The 20,414-nt window shown below is 55.2% G+C and carries 20 protein-coding genes and 1 pseudogene; 10 read left to right on the top strand and 11 right to left on the bottom strand.

Features of this window, described 5'->3' with window-relative positions:
• Positions 1 to 10 precede the first annotated feature (10 nt).
• Positions 11 to 982: a protein translocase subunit SecF gene (secF, locus tag ETG88_RS12140; protein ID WP_100777430.1), complete on the top strand. Its 972-nt coding sequence runs from the start codon at positions 11 to 13 to the stop codon at positions 980 to 982.
• Positions 983 to 1,092: 110 nt separating this feature from the next.
• On the top strand, positions 1,093 to 2,478 hold the full coding sequence (locus ETG88_RS12135) for a M24 family metallopeptidase (protein WP_129035475.1): 1,386 nt from the start codon (positions 1,093 to 1,095) through the stop codon (positions 2,476 to 2,478).
• A gap of 69 nt (positions 2,479 to 2,547) precedes the next feature.
• Here ETG88_RS12135 and ETG88_RS12130 read toward each other — a convergent pair whose 3' ends face one another.
• Together ETG88_RS12130 and ETG88_RS12125 are read right to left on the bottom strand one after the other, a co-directional pair.
• Complete coding sequence (locus ETG88_RS12130; RefSeq protein WP_102104413.1) at positions 2,548 to 3,432, bottom strand: nucleoside-specific channel-forming protein Tsx; 885 nt, start codon at positions 3,430 to 3,432, stop codon at positions 2,548 to 2,550.
• 266 nt (positions 3,433 to 3,698) lie between these two features.
• Positions 3,699 to 4,238, bottom strand: coding sequence for a SadB/YajI family lipoprotein (locus ETG88_RS12125; RefSeq protein ID WP_129035474.1), 540 nt, complete (start codon positions 4,236 to 4,238; stop codon positions 3,699 to 3,701).
• Positions 4,239 to 4,390: 152 nt separating this feature from the next.
• On the opposite strand from ETG88_RS12125, the gene nrdR reads away from it, so the two are divergent.
• From nrdR to thiL, 5 genes are all read left to right on the top strand, one after another.
• Positions 4,391 to 4,840, top strand: coding sequence for a transcriptional regulator NrdR (gene nrdR, locus ETG88_RS12120; RefSeq protein ID WP_064325018.1), 450 nt, complete (start codon positions 4,391 to 4,393; stop codon positions 4,838 to 4,840).
• Positions 4,841 to 4,844: 4 nt separating this feature from the next.
• A complete protein-coding gene (gene ribD / locus ETG88_RS12115; protein ID WP_102104307.1) occupies positions 4,845 to 5,948 on the top strand; it encodes a bifunctional diaminohydroxyphosphoribosylaminopyrimidine deaminase/5-amino-6-(5-phosphoribosylamino)uracil reductase RibD in 1,104 nt (367 codons plus the stop codon).
• An 87-nt stretch (positions 5,949 to 6,035) separates the two neighbouring features.
• On the top strand, positions 6,036 to 6,506 hold the full coding sequence (ribH, locus tag ETG88_RS12110; protein ID WP_100777426.1) for a 6,7-dimethyl-8-ribityllumazine synthase: 471 nt from the start codon (positions 6,036 to 6,038) through the stop codon (positions 6,504 to 6,506).
• A 21-nt stretch (positions 6,507 to 6,527) separates the two neighbouring features.
• Positions 6,528 to 6,947 (top strand): transcription antitermination factor NusB, encoded by a 420-nt coding sequence (gene nusB, locus ETG88_RS12105; protein WP_100777425.1) that lies wholly within the window; start codon positions 6,528 to 6,530, stop codon positions 6,945 to 6,947.
• A gap of 78 nt (positions 6,948 to 7,025) precedes the next feature.
• Positions 7,026 to 7,997: a thiamine-phosphate kinase gene (thiL, locus tag ETG88_RS12100; RefSeq protein WP_102104306.1), complete on the top strand. Its 972-nt coding sequence runs from the start codon at positions 7,026 to 7,028 to the stop codon at positions 7,995 to 7,997.
• Between the two features lie 97 nt (positions 7,998 to 8,094).
• Here the strand turns inward: thiL and ETG88_RS12095 are convergent.
• From ETG88_RS12095 to xseB, 4 genes and pseudogenes are all read right to left on the bottom strand, one after another.
• Positions 8,095 to 9,068, bottom strand: a pseudogene (locus tag ETG88_RS12095) (aldo/keto reductase).
• A 68-nt stretch (positions 9,069 to 9,136) separates the two neighbouring features.
• Positions 9,137 to 10,999, bottom strand: coding sequence for a 1-deoxy-D-xylulose-5-phosphate synthase (gene dxs / locus ETG88_RS12090; protein ID WP_129035473.1), 1,863 nt, complete (start codon positions 10,997 to 10,999; stop codon positions 9,137 to 9,139).
• Between the two features lie 26 nt (positions 11,000 to 11,025).
• Positions 11,026 to 11,925, bottom strand: a complete 900-nt coding sequence (gene ispA / locus ETG88_RS12085) for a (2E,6E)-farnesyl diphosphate synthase (RefSeq protein WP_102104303.1) — start codon at positions 11,923 to 11,925, stop codon at positions 11,026 to 11,028.
• Positions 11,926 to 12,168 (bottom strand): exodeoxyribonuclease VII small subunit, encoded by a 243-nt coding sequence (xseB, locus tag ETG88_RS12080; RefSeq protein ID WP_100777420.1) that lies wholly within the window; start codon positions 12,166 to 12,168, stop codon positions 11,926 to 11,928.
• Positions 12,169 to 12,361: 193 nt separating this feature from the next.
• On the opposite strand from xseB, the gene thiI reads away from it, so the two are divergent.
• Positions 12,362 to 13,810, top strand: coding sequence for a tRNA uracil 4-sulfurtransferase ThiI (gene thiI / locus ETG88_RS12075; protein ID WP_102104302.1), 1,449 nt, complete (start codon positions 12,362 to 12,364; stop codon positions 13,808 to 13,810).
• A 125-nt stretch (positions 13,811 to 13,935) separates the two neighbouring features.
• On the top strand, positions 13,936 to 14,661 hold the full coding sequence (locus ETG88_RS12070) for a GntR family transcriptional regulator (protein WP_129035472.1): 726 nt from the start codon (positions 13,936 to 13,938) through the stop codon (positions 14,659 to 14,661).
• A 27-nt stretch (positions 14,662 to 14,688) separates the two neighbouring features.
• Here ETG88_RS12070 and ETG88_RS12065 read toward each other — a convergent pair whose 3' ends face one another.
• The 5 genes from ETG88_RS12065 to panE form a co-directional block, all read right to left on the bottom strand.
• Complete coding sequence (locus ETG88_RS12065) at positions 14,689 to 15,411, bottom strand: glucosamine-6-phosphate deaminase (protein WP_129035471.1); 723 nt, start codon at positions 15,409 to 15,411, stop codon at positions 14,689 to 14,691.
• 9 nt (positions 15,412 to 15,420) lie between these two features.
• Positions 15,421 to 16,734, bottom strand: coding sequence for a 6-phospho-beta-glucosidase (locus ETG88_RS12060; RefSeq protein WP_129035470.1), 1,314 nt, complete (start codon positions 16,732 to 16,734; stop codon positions 15,421 to 15,423).
• Positions 16,735 to 16,746: 12 nt separating this feature from the next.
• Entirely contained in the window at positions 16,747 to 18,015 is a 1,269-nt protein-coding gene (locus ETG88_RS12055) for a PTS sugar transporter subunit IIC (RefSeq protein ID WP_129035469.1), read from the bottom strand.
• A 312-nt stretch (positions 18,016 to 18,327) separates the two neighbouring features.
• On the bottom strand, positions 18,328 to 18,921 hold the full coding sequence (gene yajL / locus ETG88_RS12050) for a protein deglycase YajL (protein ID WP_129035468.1): 594 nt from the start codon (positions 18,919 to 18,921) through the stop codon (positions 18,328 to 18,330).
• Positions 18,884 to 19,795 carry a 2-dehydropantoate 2-reductase gene (gene panE / locus ETG88_RS12045; RefSeq protein WP_129035467.1) on the bottom strand — a complete coding sequence of 304 codons (912 nt, stop codon included), beginning with the start codon at positions 19,793 to 19,795 and terminating at the stop codon, positions 18,884 to 18,886. Before panE ends, yajL begins: the two co-directional genes overlap by 38 nt.
• A gap of 127 nt (positions 19,796 to 19,922) precedes the next feature.
• On the opposite strand from panE, the gene ETG88_RS12040 reads away from it, so the two are divergent.
• On the top strand, positions 19,923 to 20,414 hold the full coding sequence (locus ETG88_RS12040) for a YajQ family cyclic di-GMP-binding protein (protein ID WP_095280993.1): 492 nt from the start codon (positions 19,923 to 19,925) through the stop codon (positions 20,412 to 20,414).

Here is a 20,414-nt window from a genome sequence, read left to right as displayed (position 1 = left end):
GGAGTGCGTTGTGGCACAGGAATATACTGTTGAACAATTGAACCATGGCCGTAAAGTCTGGGACTTTATGCGCTGGGACTACTGGGCCTTCGGCATTTCAGGTTTTCTCCTGATTGTGTCTATCGCCATTATCGGTGTCCGTGGTTTTAACTGGGGTCTCGATTTCACCGGTGGTACGGTGATCGAAATTACCCTGGAAAAACCGGCTGACATGGACCAGATGCGTCTGGCGCTGCAGAAAGCGGGCTTCGAAGAGCCGCAGCTGCAGAACTTCGGCAGCAGCCGCGACATCATGGTGCGTATGCCTCCGGTTCACGATGCCAATGGCAGCCAGGAACTGGGCAGCAAAGTCGTTAACGTGATTAACGAAGCGACCAGCCAGGATGCCACGGTTAAACGTATCGAATTCGTCGGCCCAAGCGTCGGGGCAGATCTGGCGCAGAATGGTGCTCTGGCACTGCTGGCCGCGCTGATCTCGATTCTGGTGTACGTTGGTTTCCGTTTCGAATGGCGTCTGGCGGCCGGTGTGGTTATCGCACTGGCGCACGACGTGGTTATCACCATGGGTGTGTTGTCTCTGTTCCATATTGAGGTTGACCTGACCATCGTGGCCTCGTTGATGTCGGTTATCGGTTACTCACTGAACGACAGCATCGTGGTATCTGACCGTATTCGTGAGAACTTCCGTAAGATCCGTCGCGGTACACCGTACGAAATCTTTAACGTTTCTCTGACCCAAACGCTGCACCGTACGTTGATCACATCCGGGACAACCTTGATGGTTATCCTGATGCTGTTCCTCTTCGGTGGCCCGATTCTGGAAGGCTTCTCGCTGACCATGCTGATCGGTGTGTCTATCGGTACGGCGTCTTCTATCTACGTCGCGTCCGCGCTGGCGTTGAAACTGGGCATGAAGCGTGAGCATCTGCTGCAGCAGAAAGTTGAAAAGGAAGGGGCGGATCAGCCGTCTATCCTGCCGTAACGGCAACAGCAATCTGATAACGGAATCCCGGTCGCAAGGCCGGGATTTTTTTATTACAGCTATCTCAAATTTGGTTACTCTCGCATTGTGAATCGCAATGACATGGAGTAATGCCGATGGTCACCCTTTCTTCCATTCCCCAGCCTGCCGTCTGGCATGGTGTGCCTTCCGTAACGTTGAGCGACGAAACCCTGCGTCAGCGAAAAGCCAGTGTACTGAGCAAGATGCAACAGCACGGGCTGGACGCGCTGATTGTCTACGCGGATAAAGAGCACGGCGGTAACTTCGAATATCTGACCGGGTTTATTCCCCGCTTTGAAGAGGCGCTGCTGGTGCTGCAGGCTTCGGGGGAGGCGGTGCTGGTGCTGGGCAATGAAAACCTGAAGCTGGCCGCCCATGCACGGCTCACAAACCGGGTGATCCATGCCCCGTGGTTTTCGCTGCCAAATCAGCCGATGGATAACAAAAAACCGCTGCCGGAACTGCTGAAGGAAGCGGGCGTAACGGCAGGTAAAACGCTTGGGCTGGCGGGCTGGAAGCTCTTTACCGGCTCGGGCGACGATGCGCATCAGATGTTTGATTTACCCGCTTTTATTGTCGATGCCATTCGCCTGGCGGGAGAGGGGACGGCGCAGCTGCGCAATGCCACGGGCATTTTTATCGATCCTGACGGCGGCGCGCGTACGGTCAATAACGCCAACGAACTGGCGCACTACGAATATGGTGCGAATCTGGCCTCAACGGCGATCCTCACGGCGCTAAATGCCATCGAACCCGGTAAAACCGAAAAACAGATCGCGGCGCTGCTGGCGGCAGAAGGCCAGCCGAATAATGTCGTCACCATCGCTGCGACGGGCGATCGCTTTGCCTGGGCTAACCTTTATCCCGGTGACAAAGTTATTCAGCGCGGTGATAAATTCTCCCTCACCACCAGCTACAAAGGCGGGCTGACCAGCAGAGCGGCGTATGTAGTGGCGAATGCGTCGGAGCTTGCGCCCGACGTCGCAGACTATCTCGAGGTGGTGGCGAAACCCTATTTCTGTGCGGTCGTCGCCTGGCTTGAACATCTGCACATCGGGATGAAAGGCGGCGAGATGTATGACGTAATCGAGCGGGTATTACCAAAAGCCGAGTATCACTGGCACCTGAATCCGGGGCATCTGGTGGCGGATGAAGAGTGGCTCTGTTCGCCCATTGGCCCCGGTTCGGCCGCGACCTTGAAAAGTGGGATGCTCCTGCAAATCGACATTATTCCGTCGAGAGCGGGATACGCCGGGGCCAGCATTGAAGATACCGTCGCGCTGGCGGATGATACGCTGCGTCATACGCTGGCAAGTGACTACCCCGCGCTCTGGCAGCGCATTGTGGCGCGTCGGGCATACATTGCCGAGCACATCGGAATCAGGCTGCCGGATGAGGTGCTGCCGATGTCCAACACCGTCGGCTATTTACGTCCGTGGCTGCTGGATCAGGGCCGGGCGCTGGTCTGTAAATAACAAAAAAGCCAGCATTGCGCTGGCTTTTTGATGCCGGATGGCGGTTCGCTACTCCGGCCTGCGGCAGGATTAGAAGTTGTAACCTACAACCAGGTAACCACCCCAACCGGTAGAACGTACGCTGAAATCACCGTTACCGAAGTTCAGGCTCGCATCGTCGTTCCACTGGCCACCGTTGTGCCAGTAACGAGCAACCACGGAGTAGTGCCAGTGATCGTAGTTCAGCGCCAGGATGTGGCTGGAGGCGATGGAGTCGTTGGTACGCGCTTTCTTACCGTTCAGGTCACGGAAGTCGTTGTCGCCCAGGTCTGAACCCCAGTCAAAGTTGGTGAAACCGATATAGCTCAGGTTACCGCCCCACAGCTGGGTAATTGGCACAAAGTATTTCACTTTGAAACGGTAGCCATCCCACTCGTTTTCGTTCGCGGCACCGTAGTTCTGCCACTGGTATTTGGCATACACGTTCATGGACAGGCTCATCGGCAGACCGGTGTCGATGTCAGTACCCAGACCCATGTACCAGGTGCTCTGACGGCCCGATGCGTTGCGGCCCATATCGTAGATGTAGTTGTTCGCGACATACCACTCTTTGAACGGACCGAAGCTCAGGTCTGCGCCCGTCAGCTTGTCGATAGAGAAGCGCGGTTCGATTTCCATGAACAGCGGAGAACCGTGGTTCCAGATACCTTTCGCATCGGTGTTACCACCGAAGAAGACCGGTGCATCGGCGTAACCGTAGAAATCAAACCAGTCTTTCTTGGCGAAAGCTTCGTACTCCAGATAGGTATCGTTACGGATCTGAGGTCCGAAGCGGGTGTGGTAGCTACCAACCACGTTGACGCTCTGGTGCCACCAGTCGGAAACATATTCAGGTTTTGAATTTTCAGCTGCGTTGACAGCGAAAGAGGAAGACAGTGCCAGAACTGCACCGGCTGCTAATACTGTTTTTTTCATAATCATGCCACTGATTGAAAATCCCTTTCGGGATGTGAAAGATGCGCGAATTGCGTTTCTAAATATTTCGTGTTTCTGCGAAGCCTATTATAGGAATCCCTGCTCACAAAAATATGTGTTGTTTCACATATCTCTCATGCGCGTAATCGATTGCGTTCACGTTTGCGTACTTTAAACGGCGGGGATTGTAACGGCAATCATTTATCTTGCCAATGTTTCGGAATGTAAGAGAGAGCGGAACGCGGTAAACGTTCCGCTAAAGAGTGTTACTGGGCGGCAGGCTGAATATCGTGGATACGGATGAAACCTAACTGCTCTGGCGTGGTGCCGTTTAACTGCAGTGGGATATCGACATCGCTCGGTGCGAGCACGCTGGCAGGTGCGGTAATCAGCTGGTTTTGCACGTTAACCTCCTGATAGCTTTCGGTCGTTCCCTGCAGCTGGCCCCATTCGACCTTGCCGCTAAAGGCTGGCAGCGGATCGTTGGACTGGCCCTGGATGCGCAGGGTGGCGCGTGTGCCGTCGGCGTTAGGTGCCACATTGACCAACGACATGCGCAGCGTATCAATTTGACTTTTCAACAGTGCAGGCGTGTTGGCGCCAGGCAAAAGATAAACGCCGCTACTGGATTTCGCATTCAGGGCATTTTGCTGCGTGATTTTAACCGTTTCCTGGTTCAGCTTAGTCATCGCCGTGTTGAGCGTATTAACGCTCTGTTTCATCTGGCGAACTTCGCTTTGCTGTGCGCAGGCGCTAAGGGTGAAGAGGCTTCCCACCACGAGGATTCTTAGGTAACGTCTTGTCATTGCGTTTAATTCCTTGAAATAACGGATGTCCTAATGGTAGCCAGTAACTCGCCGTCAGGTATAGATCCTTTGTCTCAAAAGCGCTCTTCCTTTGTTGTCGGCCCAGTTCAGGGTAAAATAGAGTTCAGTTAACCAGATAGCCAGGACACCGTATGCATTGCCCATTCTGTTCCGCTGTGGATACCAAAGTAATCGACTCCCGTCTTGTAGGTGAAGGCTCCTCTGTCCGTCGTCGTCGGCAGTGTCTGGTCTGCAACGAACGTTTCACCACCTTCGAAGTGGCAGAGCTGGTGATGCCGCGCGTGGTGAAAAGTAACGATGTACGTGAGCCATTTAACGAAGAGAAACTGCGCAGAGGGATGCTAAAAGCACTGGAAAAACGGCCAGTCAGCGCAGATGACGTCGAAATGGCGCTTAATCACATTAAATCGCATCTGCGTGGCACCGGCGAGCGCGAAGTGCCGAGCAAAATGATCGGCAACCTGGTGATGGAGCAGCTCAAAAAGCTCGATAAAGTGGCTTACATCCGCTTTGCTTCCGTCTATCGCAGCTTCGAAGACATCAAAGAGTTCGGCGAAGAGATCGCCCGCCTACAGGATTAAGCCCATGCAGGATGAGATTTACATGGCGCGAGCGATGAAACTCGCGCAGCGCGGACGCTTCACCACCCATCCCAATCCGAACGTGGGCTGCGTGATTGTCAAAGACGGCGTTGTTGTGGGCGAGGGTTTTCATTATCGCGCCGGTGAGCCGCATGCTGAAGTGCACGCCTTACGCATGGCGGGCGAAAAAGCCCGTGGCGCAACGGCCTATGTGACCCTTGAACCCTGCAGCCATCATGGCCGCACACCGCCGTGCTGCGAAGCGTTAATTGCCGCAGGCGTGGCGCGCGTGGTGACCTCCATGCAGGACCCGAACCCGCAGGTGGCGGGGCGGGGACTTTATCGCCTGCAGCAGGAGGGCATCGACGTCAGCCACGGGCTGATGATGAACGATGCTGAGGCGCTGAATAAGGGGTTTCTCAAGCGGATGCGGACGGGCTTCCCCTACATTCAGCTGAAGCTGGGCGCCTCTCTTGACGGTCGCACGGCGATGGCCAGCGGTGAAAGCCAGTGGATCACCTCCCCGCAGGCAAGGCGCGATGTGCAACGTCTGCGCGCGCAAAGCCATGCTATTCTCACCAGCAGTGAGACGGTGCTGGCAGACGATCCGGCGATGACCGTGCGCTGGGAAGAGCTTGATGCCGATACCCGGGCGCTCTATCCCGAGGAAAATCTGCGCCAGCCGCTGCGTATTGTGCTGGATCGTCAGAATCGCCTGACGCCCGAACACCGTATCGTGCAGCAGCCGGGTGAAACCTGGATTGCACGTACGCAAGAAGACAGTCGTGAATGGCCGGACGCGGTGCGCAGCATTATGGTGCCGGAGCATCACGGTCATATCGATTTAGTGGTGCTGATGATGCTGCTGGGTAAACAGCAGGTGAACAGCATCTGGGTTGAAGCCGGACCTACGCTTGCCGGTGCGTTATTGCAGGCAGGGCTGGTGGATGAACTGATTGTCTACGTTGCGCCTAAACTGTTAGGTACCGATGCGCGTGGCCTGTTTGTGCTGCCCGGCCTTGAAAAACTGGCCGATGCGCCACAACTCAAATTCAGCGAAATTCGGCAGGTTGGCCCCGACGTGTGCCTGCATTTAATCCCTGCGTGAGGCTTTCTGAAATAGAGAAGCAGTGCGCGAAGTATTATGATAAAATCCGCCCCCCTGCGGGGCCAAATGAACCCGTAAAGGAAGAGTATGAATATTATTGAAGCTGCTGTTGCTACCCCGGACGCTCGCGTCGCCATCACTATTGCGCGTTTCAACAACTTCATCAACGAAAGCCTGCTGGACGGTGCGATTGACGCCCTGAAACGTATTGGCCAGGTTAAAGATGACAATATTACCGTTGTTTGGGTTCCAGGTGCCTACGAACTGCCGTTGGCAGCGGGCGCTTTGGCGAAAACCGGTAAATACGACGCGGTGATTGCGCTGGGTACGGTGATTCGTGGCGGTACTGCTCACTTCGAATACGTTGCGGGTGGTGCAAGCAATGGTCTGGCGCACGTGGCACAGGATGCTGAAATTCCTGTCGCATTCGGCGTACTGACTACTGAAAGTATTGAACAAGCCATCGAACGCGCTGGCACCAAAGCCGGTAACAAAGGTGCAGAAGCTGCACTGACCGCGCTTGAAATGATCAACGTATTGAAAGCCATTAAGGCCTGATTTTTTTGTAAGGGGAATTCCGTGAAACCTGCTGCTCGTCGCCGCGCCCGTGAGTGTGCCGTCCAGGCGCTCTACTCCTGGCAGTTGTCCCAGAACGACATCGCTGATGTTGAATACCAGTTCCTGGCGGAACAAGACGTCAAAGACGTTGACGTCCTGTACTTCCGTGAACTGCTGTCGGGAGTGGCGACTAATAGCGCGTATCTCGACGGTCTGATGAAGCCGTACCTGTCCCGTCTGCTTGAAGAGCTGGGCCAGGTTGAGAAAGCAGTGCTGCGCATTGCGCTGTTTGAGCTGTCTAAACGTCAGGATGTGCCATACAAAGTGGCCATCAATGAAGCTATCGAACTGGCAAAAACCTTCGGTGCTGAAGACAGCCACAAATTTGTGAATGGCGTGCTGGATAAAGCCGCACCTGCGATCCGTCCCCACAAAAAGTGATCCGCAAACCGGAGTTTCGCACTGCCGCCTGGCTGTGCGGCTCCGGTTTTTTTATTTTTATTTGCTGAGGCATAACGTATGGCATGCGGCGAATTCTCCCTGATTGCCCGTTATTTTGACCGCGTTCGTAGCTCCCGTCTTGATGTTGAAACGGGCATTGGCGACGACTGCGCACTTCTCAATATTCCCGAAAAACAGACCCTGGCTATCAGCACCGATACCTTAGTGTGTGGGCGCCATTTCCTGGCGGATATCGATCCGGCCGATTTGGCCTACAAAGCGCTGGCGGTGAACGTAAGCGATCTGGCGGCGATGGGCGCCGATCCGGCGTGGCTGACGCTGGCTCTTACCTTGCCGAGCGTCGATGAAGCCTGGCTTGAAGCCTTCAGCGACGCGCTGTTTGAACAACTGAATTATTACGATATGCAGCTGATTGGCGGTGATACCACGGCCGGTCCGCTGTCGATGACGCTGGCGATCCACGGCTATGTGCCAGTCGGACGCGCGCTGAAACGCTCGGGCGCGAAGCCGGGCGACTGGATTTATGTCACCGGTACGCCAGGCGACAGCGCGGCGGGGCTGGCGATTTTGCAGGATCGTTTAACCGTGAACGACGCCGATGACGCCGCGTATCTGGTGAAACGCCACCTGCGCCCAACGCCACGCATTCTGCACGGCCAGGCGCTGCGCGAGCGCGCCAGCTCGGCGATCGATCTGTCTGACGGTTTGATTTCCGATCTCGGGCACATTCTTAAGGCAAGTGGCGTCGGGGCGCGAGTCGATCTCGATACCTTCCCGCTGTCAGAGCAGATGCGTAAACACGTCGAGCCTGAGCAGGCGCTGCGCTGGGCGCTGTCCGGCGGTGAAGATTACGAACTCTGCTTTACCGTCCCGGAGCTGAACCGCGGTACGCTGGATGTTGCGCTGGGCAATCTCGGCGCGCCGTTTACCTGTATCGGGCAGATTTTGCCTGAGAGCGAGGGGATGCAGTTTGTGCAAAACGGCACCCCTGTGACACTCGACTGGAAAGGGTACGATCACTTCGCGTGATGTCGTGTGGTTTGCTGCCGGGTCGCGCTGGGCTTCCCGGCTGATAAAATCACACGCATTGCAGGCCGGGTAAGGCGAAGCCGCCGCCCGGCTTTTTTTATTTAAATCCGACAACCGGATGTTGCTGATAGGGTGTTTCCAGCTCGGCAATCTGCTCCGGCGTCAGCGTCAAATCGACCGCATTCAACAACTCATCCAGCTGTTCTTCCCGCGACGTACCGATAATCGGTGCCGCCACACCGCGTTTGCTCAGAAGCCACGCCAGCGCCACCTGCGCGCGGGTAGCCCCTGTCTCCTCGGCGATACCGGCCAGACGTTCGGCGATCAGCGCATCGCTCGCCTGGGTATCGTTATACAGATTTTTACCCACTTCATCGGAAACGGAGCGCGCGGTGGTTTCTCCCCACGGACGGGTTAACCGACCGCGTGCCAGCGGACTCCAGGGGATCACCGCCACGCCTTCCTGATAGCACAGCGGCAGCATGTCGCGCTCTTCTTCGCGATAGATCAGATTGTAGTGATCCTGCATAGTGACGAATCGCGCCCAGCCGTGCTGCTTCTGAAGATCCAGCGCTTCGGCAAACTGCGAGGCGTGCATTGACGACGCACCGATGTAGCGCGCTTTACCCGCTTTTACCACGTCGTCCAGCGCTTCAAGGGTCTCTTCTATCGGGGTGTTGTAGTCCCAACGGTGGATTTGCAGCAGATCGACATAATCCATGTTCAGCCGCTTCAGGCTGGCATCAATTGAACGCAGGATTTGCGCGCGGGACAGCCCTTCAGTTAAATCGCCTGAGGGATAGTAAACCTTGGTGGCAACCACCACCTCGTCGCGACGGGTAAATCCCGCAGCGCGCGGCCCACAATTTCTTCGCTGCTGCCGTCGGAATAGCTGTTCGCCGTATCGAAGAAGTTAATGCCGCCATCGAGGGCATGTTTGATGATCAGGCGGCTGCTCTCTTCCGGCAGCGTCCAGGCATGGTTTCCCCGTTGAGGTTCGCCAAATGTCATACAGCCCAGACAAAGGCGGGAAACCTTAAGATCTGTTTTTCCTAACGTGTTGTATTGCATGCTTCCACTCCTGCTGATTGCTTAAAATACTATCTTTAAGCATAGCAGGAGGGAAAAGAGGGGAGATGTTACGCCAGCCAGCTACGGATTTTCGCTTCAATTCCGGCAGCATCCAGGCCAATCGCCGCGCGGGCTTCGTCCTGGGTTCCTTGCGGAATAAAGTAGTCTGGCAGGCCGAGATTCAGCACCGGAACTGGCTTGCGATGTGCCATCAGCACTTCGTTCACGCCGCTGCCTGCGCCGCCCATAATGGCGTTCTCTTCCAGGGTGACCAGCGAATCGTGACGCGCCGCCATCTCCAGAATTAACGTTTCATCCAGCGGTTTGACAAAGCGCATATCCACCAGGGTCGCATTGAGCGATTCCGCGACTTTCGCCGCCTCAGGCATCAATGTACCGAAGTTGAGGATCGCCAGTTTTTCGCCGTGACGTTTAACAATGCCTTTCCCGATAGGTAATTTCGCCAGCGGTTCCAGCTCGACGCCCACGGCGTTGCCGCGCGGATAACGCACTGCGCTTGGGCCGTCCTGATAGTGATAGCCGGTAAAGAGCATCTGACGGCATTCGTTCTCGTCGCTTGGCGTCATCACGACCATGTCCGGGATACAGCGCAGGAAGGAGAGATCAAACGCCCCCTGGTGCGTCTGCCCGTCGGCACCGACGATACCAGCACGGTCGATAGCAAACAGCACCGGCAGCTTCTGGATAGCGACGTCGTGGATCACCTGATCGTAGGCGCGCTGCAGGAAAGTCGAGTAGATAGCCACAATCGGTTTATAGCCACCAATTGCCAGACCGGCTGCGAACGTCACCGCATGCTGTTCGGCAATCGCCACGTCAAAATATTGGCCCGGGAATTTTTTGGAGAACTCCACCATGCCGGAGCCTTCACGCATGGCAGGCGTCACGGCCATCAGCTTGTTGTCTTTGGCCGCTGTTTCGCACAGCCAGTCGCCGAAAATTTTCGAATAGCTTGGCATCCCGCCGCTGCTTTTTGGCAGACAGCCGCTGGTCGGATCGAATTTAGGCACGGCGTGGAAGGTGATCGGGTCTTTTTCCGCGGGCTCGTAGCCACGCCCTTTTTTAGTCATGATGTGCAGGAACTGCGGGCCTTTCAGGTCGCGCATGTTCTTGAGCGTAGAGACCAGACCCAGCACGTCATGCCCGTCCACCGGGCCGATGTAGTTAAAGCCCAGCTCTTCAAACAGGGTGCCGGGAACCACCATGCCTTTGATGTGCTCTTCGGTGCGTTTCAGCAGCTCTTTGATCGGTGGCACGCCGGAGAAGACTTTTTTACCGCCTTCACGCAGGGTGGAGTAGAGTTTGCCGGAGAGCAGTTGCGCCAGGTGGTTGTTGAGCGCACCGACGTTTTCTGAGATCGACATTTCATTGTCGTTAAGGATCACCAGCATATCGGGCATGATATCGCCCGCGTGGTTCATCGCCTCAAACGCCATACCCGCCGTGATCGCGCCATCGCCAATCACGCAGACGGTGCGGCGCTGTTTGTTCTCTTTTTCCGCCGCCACGGCAATGCCGATACCCGCAGAAATTGATGTGGAGGAGTGGCCGACGCTTAAGACGTCGTACTCGCTCTCACCGCGCCATGGGAACGGATGCAGCCCACCTTTCTGGCGGATGGTACCAATTTTATCGCGACGGCCGGTGAGAATTTTGTGCGGATAAGCCTGATGACCGACATCCCAGATCAGCTGGTCAAACGGGGTGTTGTAGACGTAGTGCAGCGCAACGGTCAGCTCCACCGTGCCAAGCCCGGAGGCGAAATGTCCGCTGGAACGACTCACGCTGTCGAGCAGGTAACGACGCAGTTCGTCGCTCAGCTTCGGCAGGCTCTCTTTCGGCAACAGACGTAACTCCTGGGTGGAGTCAACCAACGCCAGTGTCGGGTATTTGGCAATATCAAAACTCATCAAAGGCTCATCGAGATTTAGTATGTTTATTTATCACGCTGGATTATATAGTCCGCTAGCGCTTCCAGTGCCGAGGTATCAAGCGATTGTGCGGCCAGCAGATTCAGCGACTGGCGGGCATCATCGATCAGGTCCCGGGCTTTACGTTGGGCTTGCTCAAGGCCCAGCAGGGCGGGGTAGGTACTTTTGCCAAGCTGCTGGTCTGCACCCTGACGTTTTCCCAATATTGCAGTATCGCCCACCACATCCAGAATGTCATCCTGAACCTGGAAAGCCAGACCGATACTTTCGGCGTATCTGTCCAGAACGGGCAGGGCTTTACGCCCCTGTTCACCCGCGCTCAGCGCGCCCAGGCGAACGGCTGCACGGATCAGCGCACCTGTTTTATGACGGTGGATGCGCTCAAGCTGTTCCAGATTAACCTGACGACCTTCCGCTTCCAGATCCAGCGCCTGACCACCGCACATACCAGCGATGCCGCTGGCCATCGCCAGCTCAGAAACCATCGCCAGACGGTCACGGTCGGCCACTTCAACCATCGGCGCATCGCTCAGAATAGAGAACGCCAGCGTCTGCAGAGCATCACCGGCCAGAATGGCGTTGGCTTCGCCAAACTTGATATGGCAGGTCGGCTGGCCGCGACGTAAATCGTCGTCGTCCATCGCCGGTAAATCATCGTGGATCAGCGAGTAGGCATGAATGCACTCAACGGCGGCCGCTGGCGCATCCAGCGTGTCATTGCTGATGCCAAACATATTGCCCGTAGCATAGACGAGGAACGGGCGCAGACGCTTTCCACCTAAGAGTGCGCCATAGTGCATGGCTTCAACCAGTGGAGTGTTCTGAAAAGGCTGTGGTTCAATAAAACGACGCAGCGCGTCGTTGGCTCGTTCCACACATTCCTGAAGCGCTTTGGCGAAATCCATTTACTCAGCGTCCGGTGTAAAAGGGGTTGTGGCGGCGTCTTCGCTATCGGACAGCAGAATTTGCACACGCTGTTCGGCCTGCTGCAATTTAACCTGCCCCTGGCGCGCAAGCTGCACGCCGCGTTCGAATTCATTGAGCGCGTCTTCCAGCGGCAGGTCGCCACTTTCCAGACGAGTCACAATTTGCTCCAGCTCACTCAGCGCAGTTTCGAAACTGGCTGGTGCGTCATTTTTCTTCGGCATAGTGAATGTAGACTCTCATATTTTCAGCCCCGTCATGGTAGCGGACTCGGGCGGATAAGCAAATAACGCGCAATGTGCACAGGAGCACCGCTATAGTGGTATACTTCCGCGCCTGGATGCAGCCACGGGTGTGGGCTGCTGTACTCTTTTCCATCACAAGCCTTTACGGGCTTGCCAACGAAACATTGCCGCCATGAAGTTTATCATTAAATTGTTCCCGGAAATCACCATCAAAAGCCAATCTGTGCGTTTGCGCTTTATTAAAATTCTGACCGGAAACATTCGTAACGTTTTAAAAAATTATGACGAAACCCTTGCCGTGGTTCGTCACTGGGATCACGTTGAAGTGCGCGCCAAGGACGAAAACAAGCGTCTGGATATTCGCGATGCGCTGACCCGCATTCCCGGGATTCACCATATTCTGGAAGTTGAGGACGTTCCGTTTACCTCACTGCACAATATTTTTGAACTGTCGCTGGCCCAGTACCGCGATCAGATCGAAGGCAAAACCTTCTGCGTGCGCGTAAAGCGTCGTGGTAAACATGAATTCAGCTCGATCGAAGCCGAACGTTATGTTGGCGGCGGTCTGAACCAGCACGTTGAAACGGCGCGCGTGAAGCTGACCAACCCGGAAGTGACCGTCAATCTTGAGATCGAAAACGATCGCCTGCTGCTGGTCAAAGGCCGCTACGAAGGGATTGGCGGGTATCCGATTGGGACGCAAGAAGATGTGCTGTCCCTGATTTCCGGTGGTTTCGATTCTGGCGTCTCCAGCTACATGCTGATGCGTCGCGGCTGTCGCGTGCATTACTGCTTCTTTAACCTGGGCGGTGCGGCGCACGAGATCGGCGTTCGTCAGGTCGCGCATTATCTGTGGAACCGTTTTGGCAGTTCCCACCGCGTGCGTTTTGTGGCGATCAACTTTGAGCCTGTGGTCGGCGAAATCCTCGAAAAAGTGGACGACGGCCAGATGGGCGTGGTGCTGAAACGCATGATGATGCGTGCGGCGTCGAAAGTGGCCGAGCGCTACGGCGTGCAGGCGCTGGTAACAGGCGAAGCCCTGGGCCAGGTCTCCAGCCAGACCCTCACCAACCTGCGTCTGATCGATAACGTCTCAGATACGCTGATCCTCCGTCCGCTGATCTCCCACGACAAAGAGCACATCATCGATCTGGCGCGCAAAATCGGTACGGAAGATTTTGCCCGTACCATGCCGGAATACTGCGGTGTGATCTCGAAAAGCCCGACCGTGAAAGCGGTGAAGGCGAAGATCGAAGCGGAAGAGCAAAACTTCGATTTCGAGATCCTCGAAAAAGTGGTTGCTGAAGCAACGAACGTTGATATCCGTGAAATTGCGCAGCAGACCGATCAGGACGTGGTGGAAGTAGAAACCGTAAGCGGATTCAGCGCCAACGACGTGATCGTGGATATCCGCGCTATCGACGAGCAGGATGCCAGCCCGCTGAGCGTGGAGGGCGTTGAAGTTGTCTCCCTGCCGTTCTATAAGCTGAGCACCAAGTTTGGCGATCTGGAGAAGGACAAAACCTATCTCCTGTGGTGCGAGCGTGGCGTAATGAGCCGCCTGCAGGCGCTCTACCTGCGCGAGCAGGGCTTTACCAATGTGAAGGTCTATCGCCCGTAACCAATGCCCTTCGGGGCGCGCTGCACGAACAGGCCGGGTAAGGCGAAGCCGCTACCCGGCTTTTTTATTTCCAAATTTTGCGCCCATGGTAAAGTAACGATCCGTCAGGACGCCGCGAGGGTAGTATGCATAAATACCTGGAAATAAAAGAAAAGATAAAAAAGGATATTCTCGACCAGAAGTATCGAATCGGAGAAAGTATTCCCTCCGAGCGCGATCTCGCCAGCGTGTATCACGTGACGCGGGTGACGGTGCAAAAAGCGATGGCGAATCTGGTTCAGGAAGGGTATATCGAGCGCATTCATGGTAAGGGCATGTTTGTGCTGAAAAATACCGCCAGCAATATTTATATCCTCAACAATGAAAAGAGCGACAGCATTCTGGGGTTTTCTCGCGAATTCCAGGGGCGGGTCAAGGTCACCAGCCGCTTAATTACCTTCACGACTATTCAGGCCGATCCCTCGCTGGCACAACACCTTGAGATTAAGCCTGGCGACGACGTCTGGGTTATCCGCCGCGTGCGTCTTCTGGATGGACAGCCGGTTCTGGTCGAAGACACCAATATTCCAGTGCAAACCATCGCGGTGATTCCACAGTCCGTTCTCGAAAAAGGATCGCTGTATAGCTATATCGAAGAGTACACCGGGAAAAAAATCAGCGATGCGGATTCGTTAATTGAAGCGGCGCTGTTCGACCGCGAGCTGGCTACGCTGCTGGATATTACACCGGGGCAAGCGATGCTGAAAATTACGGAAGTCACCCGCCTGAGTGATAAAAAAGCCTTTAACTATTCGATTAGCTATAACCGTGCGGATCTGTTTCGGGTTAAGAATCTACGCATTGAAAGATGACAGGCGCGAGCGCGCCTGTCGGAGCGTTTATAGCTGAGCTGCAGCGCCTTTATCTACCAGCATTTGCACCTGTGGATGGGCTTTTAACAGGGTCGCCGGAATACTGGCGTCGATATCTGAGCGCAGAGTCTGCGCCACGATAGCGGCCTTTTTCTCACCGCTGGCCATCACAACCACAGACTTCGCCGCCAGAATCGTTTTCATCCCCAGAGAAATCCCCTGTTTCACGTCGCGCGCCTGGCCGAAATATTTCACGGAAACCGACTGGGTGACCTCATCCAGATCGACAACGTGACACTCCGTATCCTGTGCCGCGCCTGGCTCATTAAAGCCGATATGACCATTCATGCCGATGCCGAGCACGATAATATCAATGCTCCCGTGGCCCGCAATGAAACGATCCACGCGGCGGCACTCCTGCTCAGGGTCGGTCGTAAGGCCGTCAAAGAAGCAAATTTGTTCATCCCGTAACGTCAGACGACTGAAGAAATGCCCCCAGACCATCTCGCGACAGCTGCCCTTATCGGCTTTTCCCAGCCCCAGCCACTCATCGAGGCCGACAAACGCCGCGCGGGAAAAATCGACGTTGCCCTCTTCGCTGGCACGAACCAGAACATCAAACACGCCCAGCGGCGTATCGCCCCCGGCAATGCAGATCAGAGCATCCGGTTTGCGGGTGACGGTGTCGATCACGCGCTGGGCCACAGTGGCGCTGAGCGCCTGGTAATCTTCAACAATTTCAACGTTCATCGCAGTTCCTTAGCGTTTCGTATATTGCGGCAAATAGGCATGGTTCACTTCCAGATACTCATCGAGGATCTGCTCGGCAATGGCGGCGGAGGGCACGATGGGGTTGATGCTCAGCGCCAGCAGGGCGGTGGCATAATCTCCGGTGACGGCGGCCTCGACGGTCAGCTCTTCGTAGGCTTTGACACTCTGGATTAACCCGCGAATTTTCACCGGCAGTCTGCCGTAGGCCAGCGGATGGGCACCGTTTTTATCGATGACGGCATTGGTTTCCAGGGTGACGTGATCCGGCAGATCTGGCGTCGCGCCGTTATTCACTGTGTTGACCACGTGCACTTCTTTTTTGTCGTTGAAAATCGAGCTGATGATCGAGCAGGCCGTGTCGGAGTACCACGCACCACCGCGCTGCTCCAGCTCTTTCGGCTTGTGGTTCAGGTTCGGGTCCTGGTACAGCTCAAACAGTTTGCGCTCGATTTCACGCGTTTGCTCACCGCGAGTGCCCTTATTTGCGGAATCGCGGATAGCCGTTTCCGTCATTTCGCGGGTCAGGAAGTAATACTTGAGATAGGAGATCGGATACATGTGCAGCGCGCGGGCAAAGCGCGCGGTAAAGCCGATATCCGGAATATTTTTCAGCGAGTTATTGGCACTGCCAACGGCCAGTTTTTCGATAAAATCATCGGTACAATCGTCGCCTTTCACGTAAATTTTATCGGCAAAGATCAGGTGGTTGAGGCCGATGATGCGCGCGTTGATATCCGCTTTGCGGACATCATAAGCTTTGGCGATGTCCATCATCATGCTGTTTGCACCGCTGCAAATCCCGATGGTCTTAATCGCAGAGTGGCGAGTGATGGCCTCTGTCACAATGCCCGCCGGGTTAGTGAAGTTGATGAGCCACGCGTTCGGACACCATTTTTCCATCGCTTTGCAGATATCCAGCAGCACAGGAATGGTGCGCTGGGCTTTCATAAAACCGCCTGGCCCGGTGGTTTCCTGGCCGAGCACGCCGTATTTCAGCGGGATTTTCTCATCGTTAATGCGCGCATCAAGGAAGCCGACGCGCAACTGAGTAGTAACGAAATCGGCATCTTTCAGAGCCGCTTCCCGATCCAGTGTCAGGTGAATGTTCATCGGGATACCCGCTTGCGCCACCATGCGCTGGGCGAGCTTGCCGACGATCTCCAGCTTCTCTCTCCCTTCTTCAATGTCCAGCAGGTAGAAATCGGTGACCGGCAGTTCGTCGTAGCGTTTGATAAATCCATCGATCAATTCCGGCGTATAGCTTGAGCCACCACCAATCGTGACAATTTTGAGCTTTTTCATCGTGAATCCTTTTTACAAGATGGGATCGGGGAGTTTTTCAGCTTCACGGCGCGAGTGTTCTTCCGCCGCTTCTGTTTCTAACTGTTTGCGTTCTGCGAGTTTGAAAAACGGCAGCCAGACGAGGGCTGAAATGGCAATGGTGCAGACTGACCAAATCACGGCCGGAATATTGCCTCCGGTGACAAACCAGGCCGCGAAAATAGGCGGCATAGTCCATGGGATCTGCAGTACCGGGCGGCCAATAATGTCGAAATACATCAGCGCGTAAGTCGACGTACAGAGAATCATCGGGGTTAAGGTAAAGGGGATCATCAGTAACGGGTTAAAGACAATCGGGCAGCCAAATATCACCGGCTCATTGATGCAAAATATTGCGGAGGGCAAAGAGAGTTTGCCGACCGATTTATACAGCTTGCTGCGCGAACGCATCATCGCCATGACTAACCCGAGCGTCGCCCCGGTGCCGCCGAGACACATAAAGACGATATAAAACCCGTCGGCGGTGATGTGCGGAATAGGCTGGTGGTGTAAATAGGCCTGGGTATTTTCGGCGATGTATTTCAGGAAGATCGGTGCGGTGATGCCGGAGAGGACGTTGTCGCCATGAATACCGCAACACCAGAGCAGTGAGATCAAAAAGATTAAGACCAGCATGCCGGGAAGCGATCCTAAGCCGGTGACCAGCGGGCTGAGAATAAGCGTAAAGAAATTATTAATATCGAAGTTAAGAATGACCCTAACGAACCAGATTAACGTAATCGCCACCGCCGCCGGGATCAGGCTTGCGAAAGACTGGGCGACCGCAGGGGGAACGCCCTCGGGGAGTTTAATCACCACGTTATGATGAATAAAGAAACGGACAATTTGCACCGTCAGAATCGAGAGAATAATGGCGGAGAAAAGCCCGGCAGCCCCCAGGTTATCGACATTGAGCTGGTACTTATCGTTAAGCTGGGCCAGTAAAAAGACCACCATGGTGATGATGGCGCAGGTCAGGGCGTTGAGGCTGTACTCTTTCGCCATGTTGTAGCTGATGCCGATGGCTGAAATCAGCCCGATGGCGCCGAAGGTCACGGCAACCGGTGCGCTGAGCTTCTCGGCGTAAGGGCCAAGCCAGTCGGTCCAGCCCGGAATCGGTAAATTCGCGAGGATCAGAAACAGACTGCCGGTAATGGTGAAGGGGAGCGTCAGGGCAATGCCGTTACGCACCGCCACCAGGATTTTGTTTTCACCGACGCGAATCAGGACAGGAATGACTCTGTTCTCAAGAAATGTAATCACATTGCTTACTCCAGAAGAGATTTCTGTTCTTCGCCATTCTTCATTTCCAGACCGCTTTAGTGGGCGAAGTGTTTAACTGGTATATGCCAGTTGAGGTGAGTTTTTCACGGAAGCCTGTGGCTGTCAAACAGAGGGGAAACGACAAAGGGAATCCGTATCTCAATGAAAATAAGCAGTTTTAGTGACGGTGAAAGGGCATGATGAGAATCAGTGTCAGAAAGAAAGATAAGAATTGTGATTCCCGCCGCAATTATCAGCAGAGAAAATAAAGGCCGGCGCGATGGCCAGCCTGAGGGGAATATCAGTGTCTATTTACGCTTCGTAGTAGTTATAAATCCCTGCGGCCATCACCAGCGAGGACGCGACCTCATAGGCTTTTTCTCGCCCGACAAGCAGATCGATAATCTTGAGTGCAAAATCAATCGAGGTTCCCGGCCCCTGGCTGGTCAGCAGGTTGACGCGCGGATCCCAGACCACCCGTTTATCGACCCACTGTCCCTCGGGGATGCGGTCTTTCAGCGCCGGGAAGCCGGTCATGTTGCCGATGGGGAAGAGGTCATGGGGAACCAGTACGGTGGCTGCCGCAGCGCAGAGGGCGGCGACAATTCGCCCGGAGAGATGAAACTGGCGCACGGTTTCGACCAAAAGGGGGCTGTCGCGAAAACACTCCGCTCCTTTCAGGCCGCCGGGCAGAACAATCACATCGAAATCGCCGTCCGCCACCTCGACCAGCGGTGCATCGGCCAGCAGCTTCACGCCGCGCGAGCAGACGATAGTCAGATTGCCATCGCTGGCGACGCTGGCGGTGGTGACGTTTATCCCGCCGCGAACCAGCAAATCAATGGTCGTGACTGCTTCTGTCTCTTCGCTACCAGGGGCGAGGCATACCAGTGCCGACGCGCTCATACTCACTCTCCTTACGTTTAACCAGGTCATACAGGCGGATATTTTCCGGCACGTTGATGCCATGTGCGCGGGCTCGTTTGAGCAGATAGCCGGTGATGTAGTCGATTTCTGTGTGCCGCTGTGCGCGCACATCCTGCAGCATCGATGAGATATTTTCAGCGGTGCTGTCGATAATCTGCTCGACGTAGTAACGGATATCGTCTTCCGAGGTGTGGATGCCCTCACGCTCAATCACGGCCGCGACTTCAGCGCACAGGGCCGCCACTTCCTGCGGATGGTTTTTCAGTTCACCGTTCGGGCAGTCCAGGAGCGCCGTCAGCGGGTTGATCACGCAGTTGACCGCCAGTTTGCGCCACAGCTGTGGGCGAATGTTGTTGTGCCAGGCAACGTCGGGCAGCAAATGCTGCAGCACGTCGGCGAGATAGCTGTAATCGCCATCCTGCTCGCGCGCCGGTCCCATATGGGTGACGCCGCTTGCCACGTGGACGATGATATTACCGTCGCGACGGGCCGCATGGGTGGTGATCGCCATCAGCAGCGGTTGTGGGATGCTTTTGAGCTCTTCGAGGGTGCCCATGCCGTTATGCACCAGAAGAATGGGCGTGGTGCGGGGCAGGGTGTTCGCCAGTGCTCTGACGGCATCCGAGACCTGCCAGGCCTTAAGGGTAACCAGCAGCAGGTCGCTTTGCGCCAGGAAATCTGGATCGTTGGCGGTGAGCGATTCGTTAAAGATACTTCCATCTTCATCGATCAGGTTTACACTGCAATACGGCTGGGGGACGCGTAGCCAGCCTTGTACCTCGTGTCCATGTTTGCACAATGCGGTGAGCCAAAGCTGGCCCAGGGCCCCGCATCCGAGCACGGTAATTTTCATTGTTCCTCCTCACCTGCAACTGCGCCAGGCGTGTCGGTTAAGTATAGCGCCGTCAGCTAAGCTTCTGTTGAGTTATGCCTCGTTGCGGGTATTATGCAACGCAACAAAAGTAAAGGGAGAAGAAAAGATGCCATCTTTCGATATTGTTTCAGAAGTTGATATCCAGGAAGTCCGCAACGGTGTGGATAACGCCAGCCGTGAAGTTGAGTCACGTTTCGATTTTCGTGGTGTAGAGGCGAGTTTTGAGCTGAACGACGCGAATAAGACCATCAAGGTGCTGAGCGAGTCCGATTTCCAGGTCAATCAGTTACTGGATATTCTGCGTGCCAAGCTGTTAAAACGCGGCATTGAAGGGACGTCTCTGGATGTGCCGGAAGAGTTCGTTCACAGCGGCAAAACCTGGTTTGTTGAAGCCAAACTTAAGCAGGGTATTGAGAGCGCGATGCAGAAGAAAATCGTTAAGCTCATCAAAGACAGTAAGCTGAAAGTGCAGGCGCAAATTCAGGGCGAAGAGATTCGTGTCACCGGTAAAGCGCGCGACGATCTGCAGGCCGTTATGGCGCTGGTGCGCGGCGGCGACCTGGGTCAGCCGTTCCAGTTTAAGAACTTTCGCGATTAA

It is taken from the genome of Lelliottia nimipressuralis, assembly GCF_004115925.1.
Taxonomy (GTDB): domain Bacteria; phylum Pseudomonadota; class Gammaproteobacteria; order Enterobacterales; family Enterobacteriaceae; genus Enterobacter; species Enterobacter nimipressuralis.
This window is presented reverse-complemented; position numbering and strand designations above follow the sequence as displayed.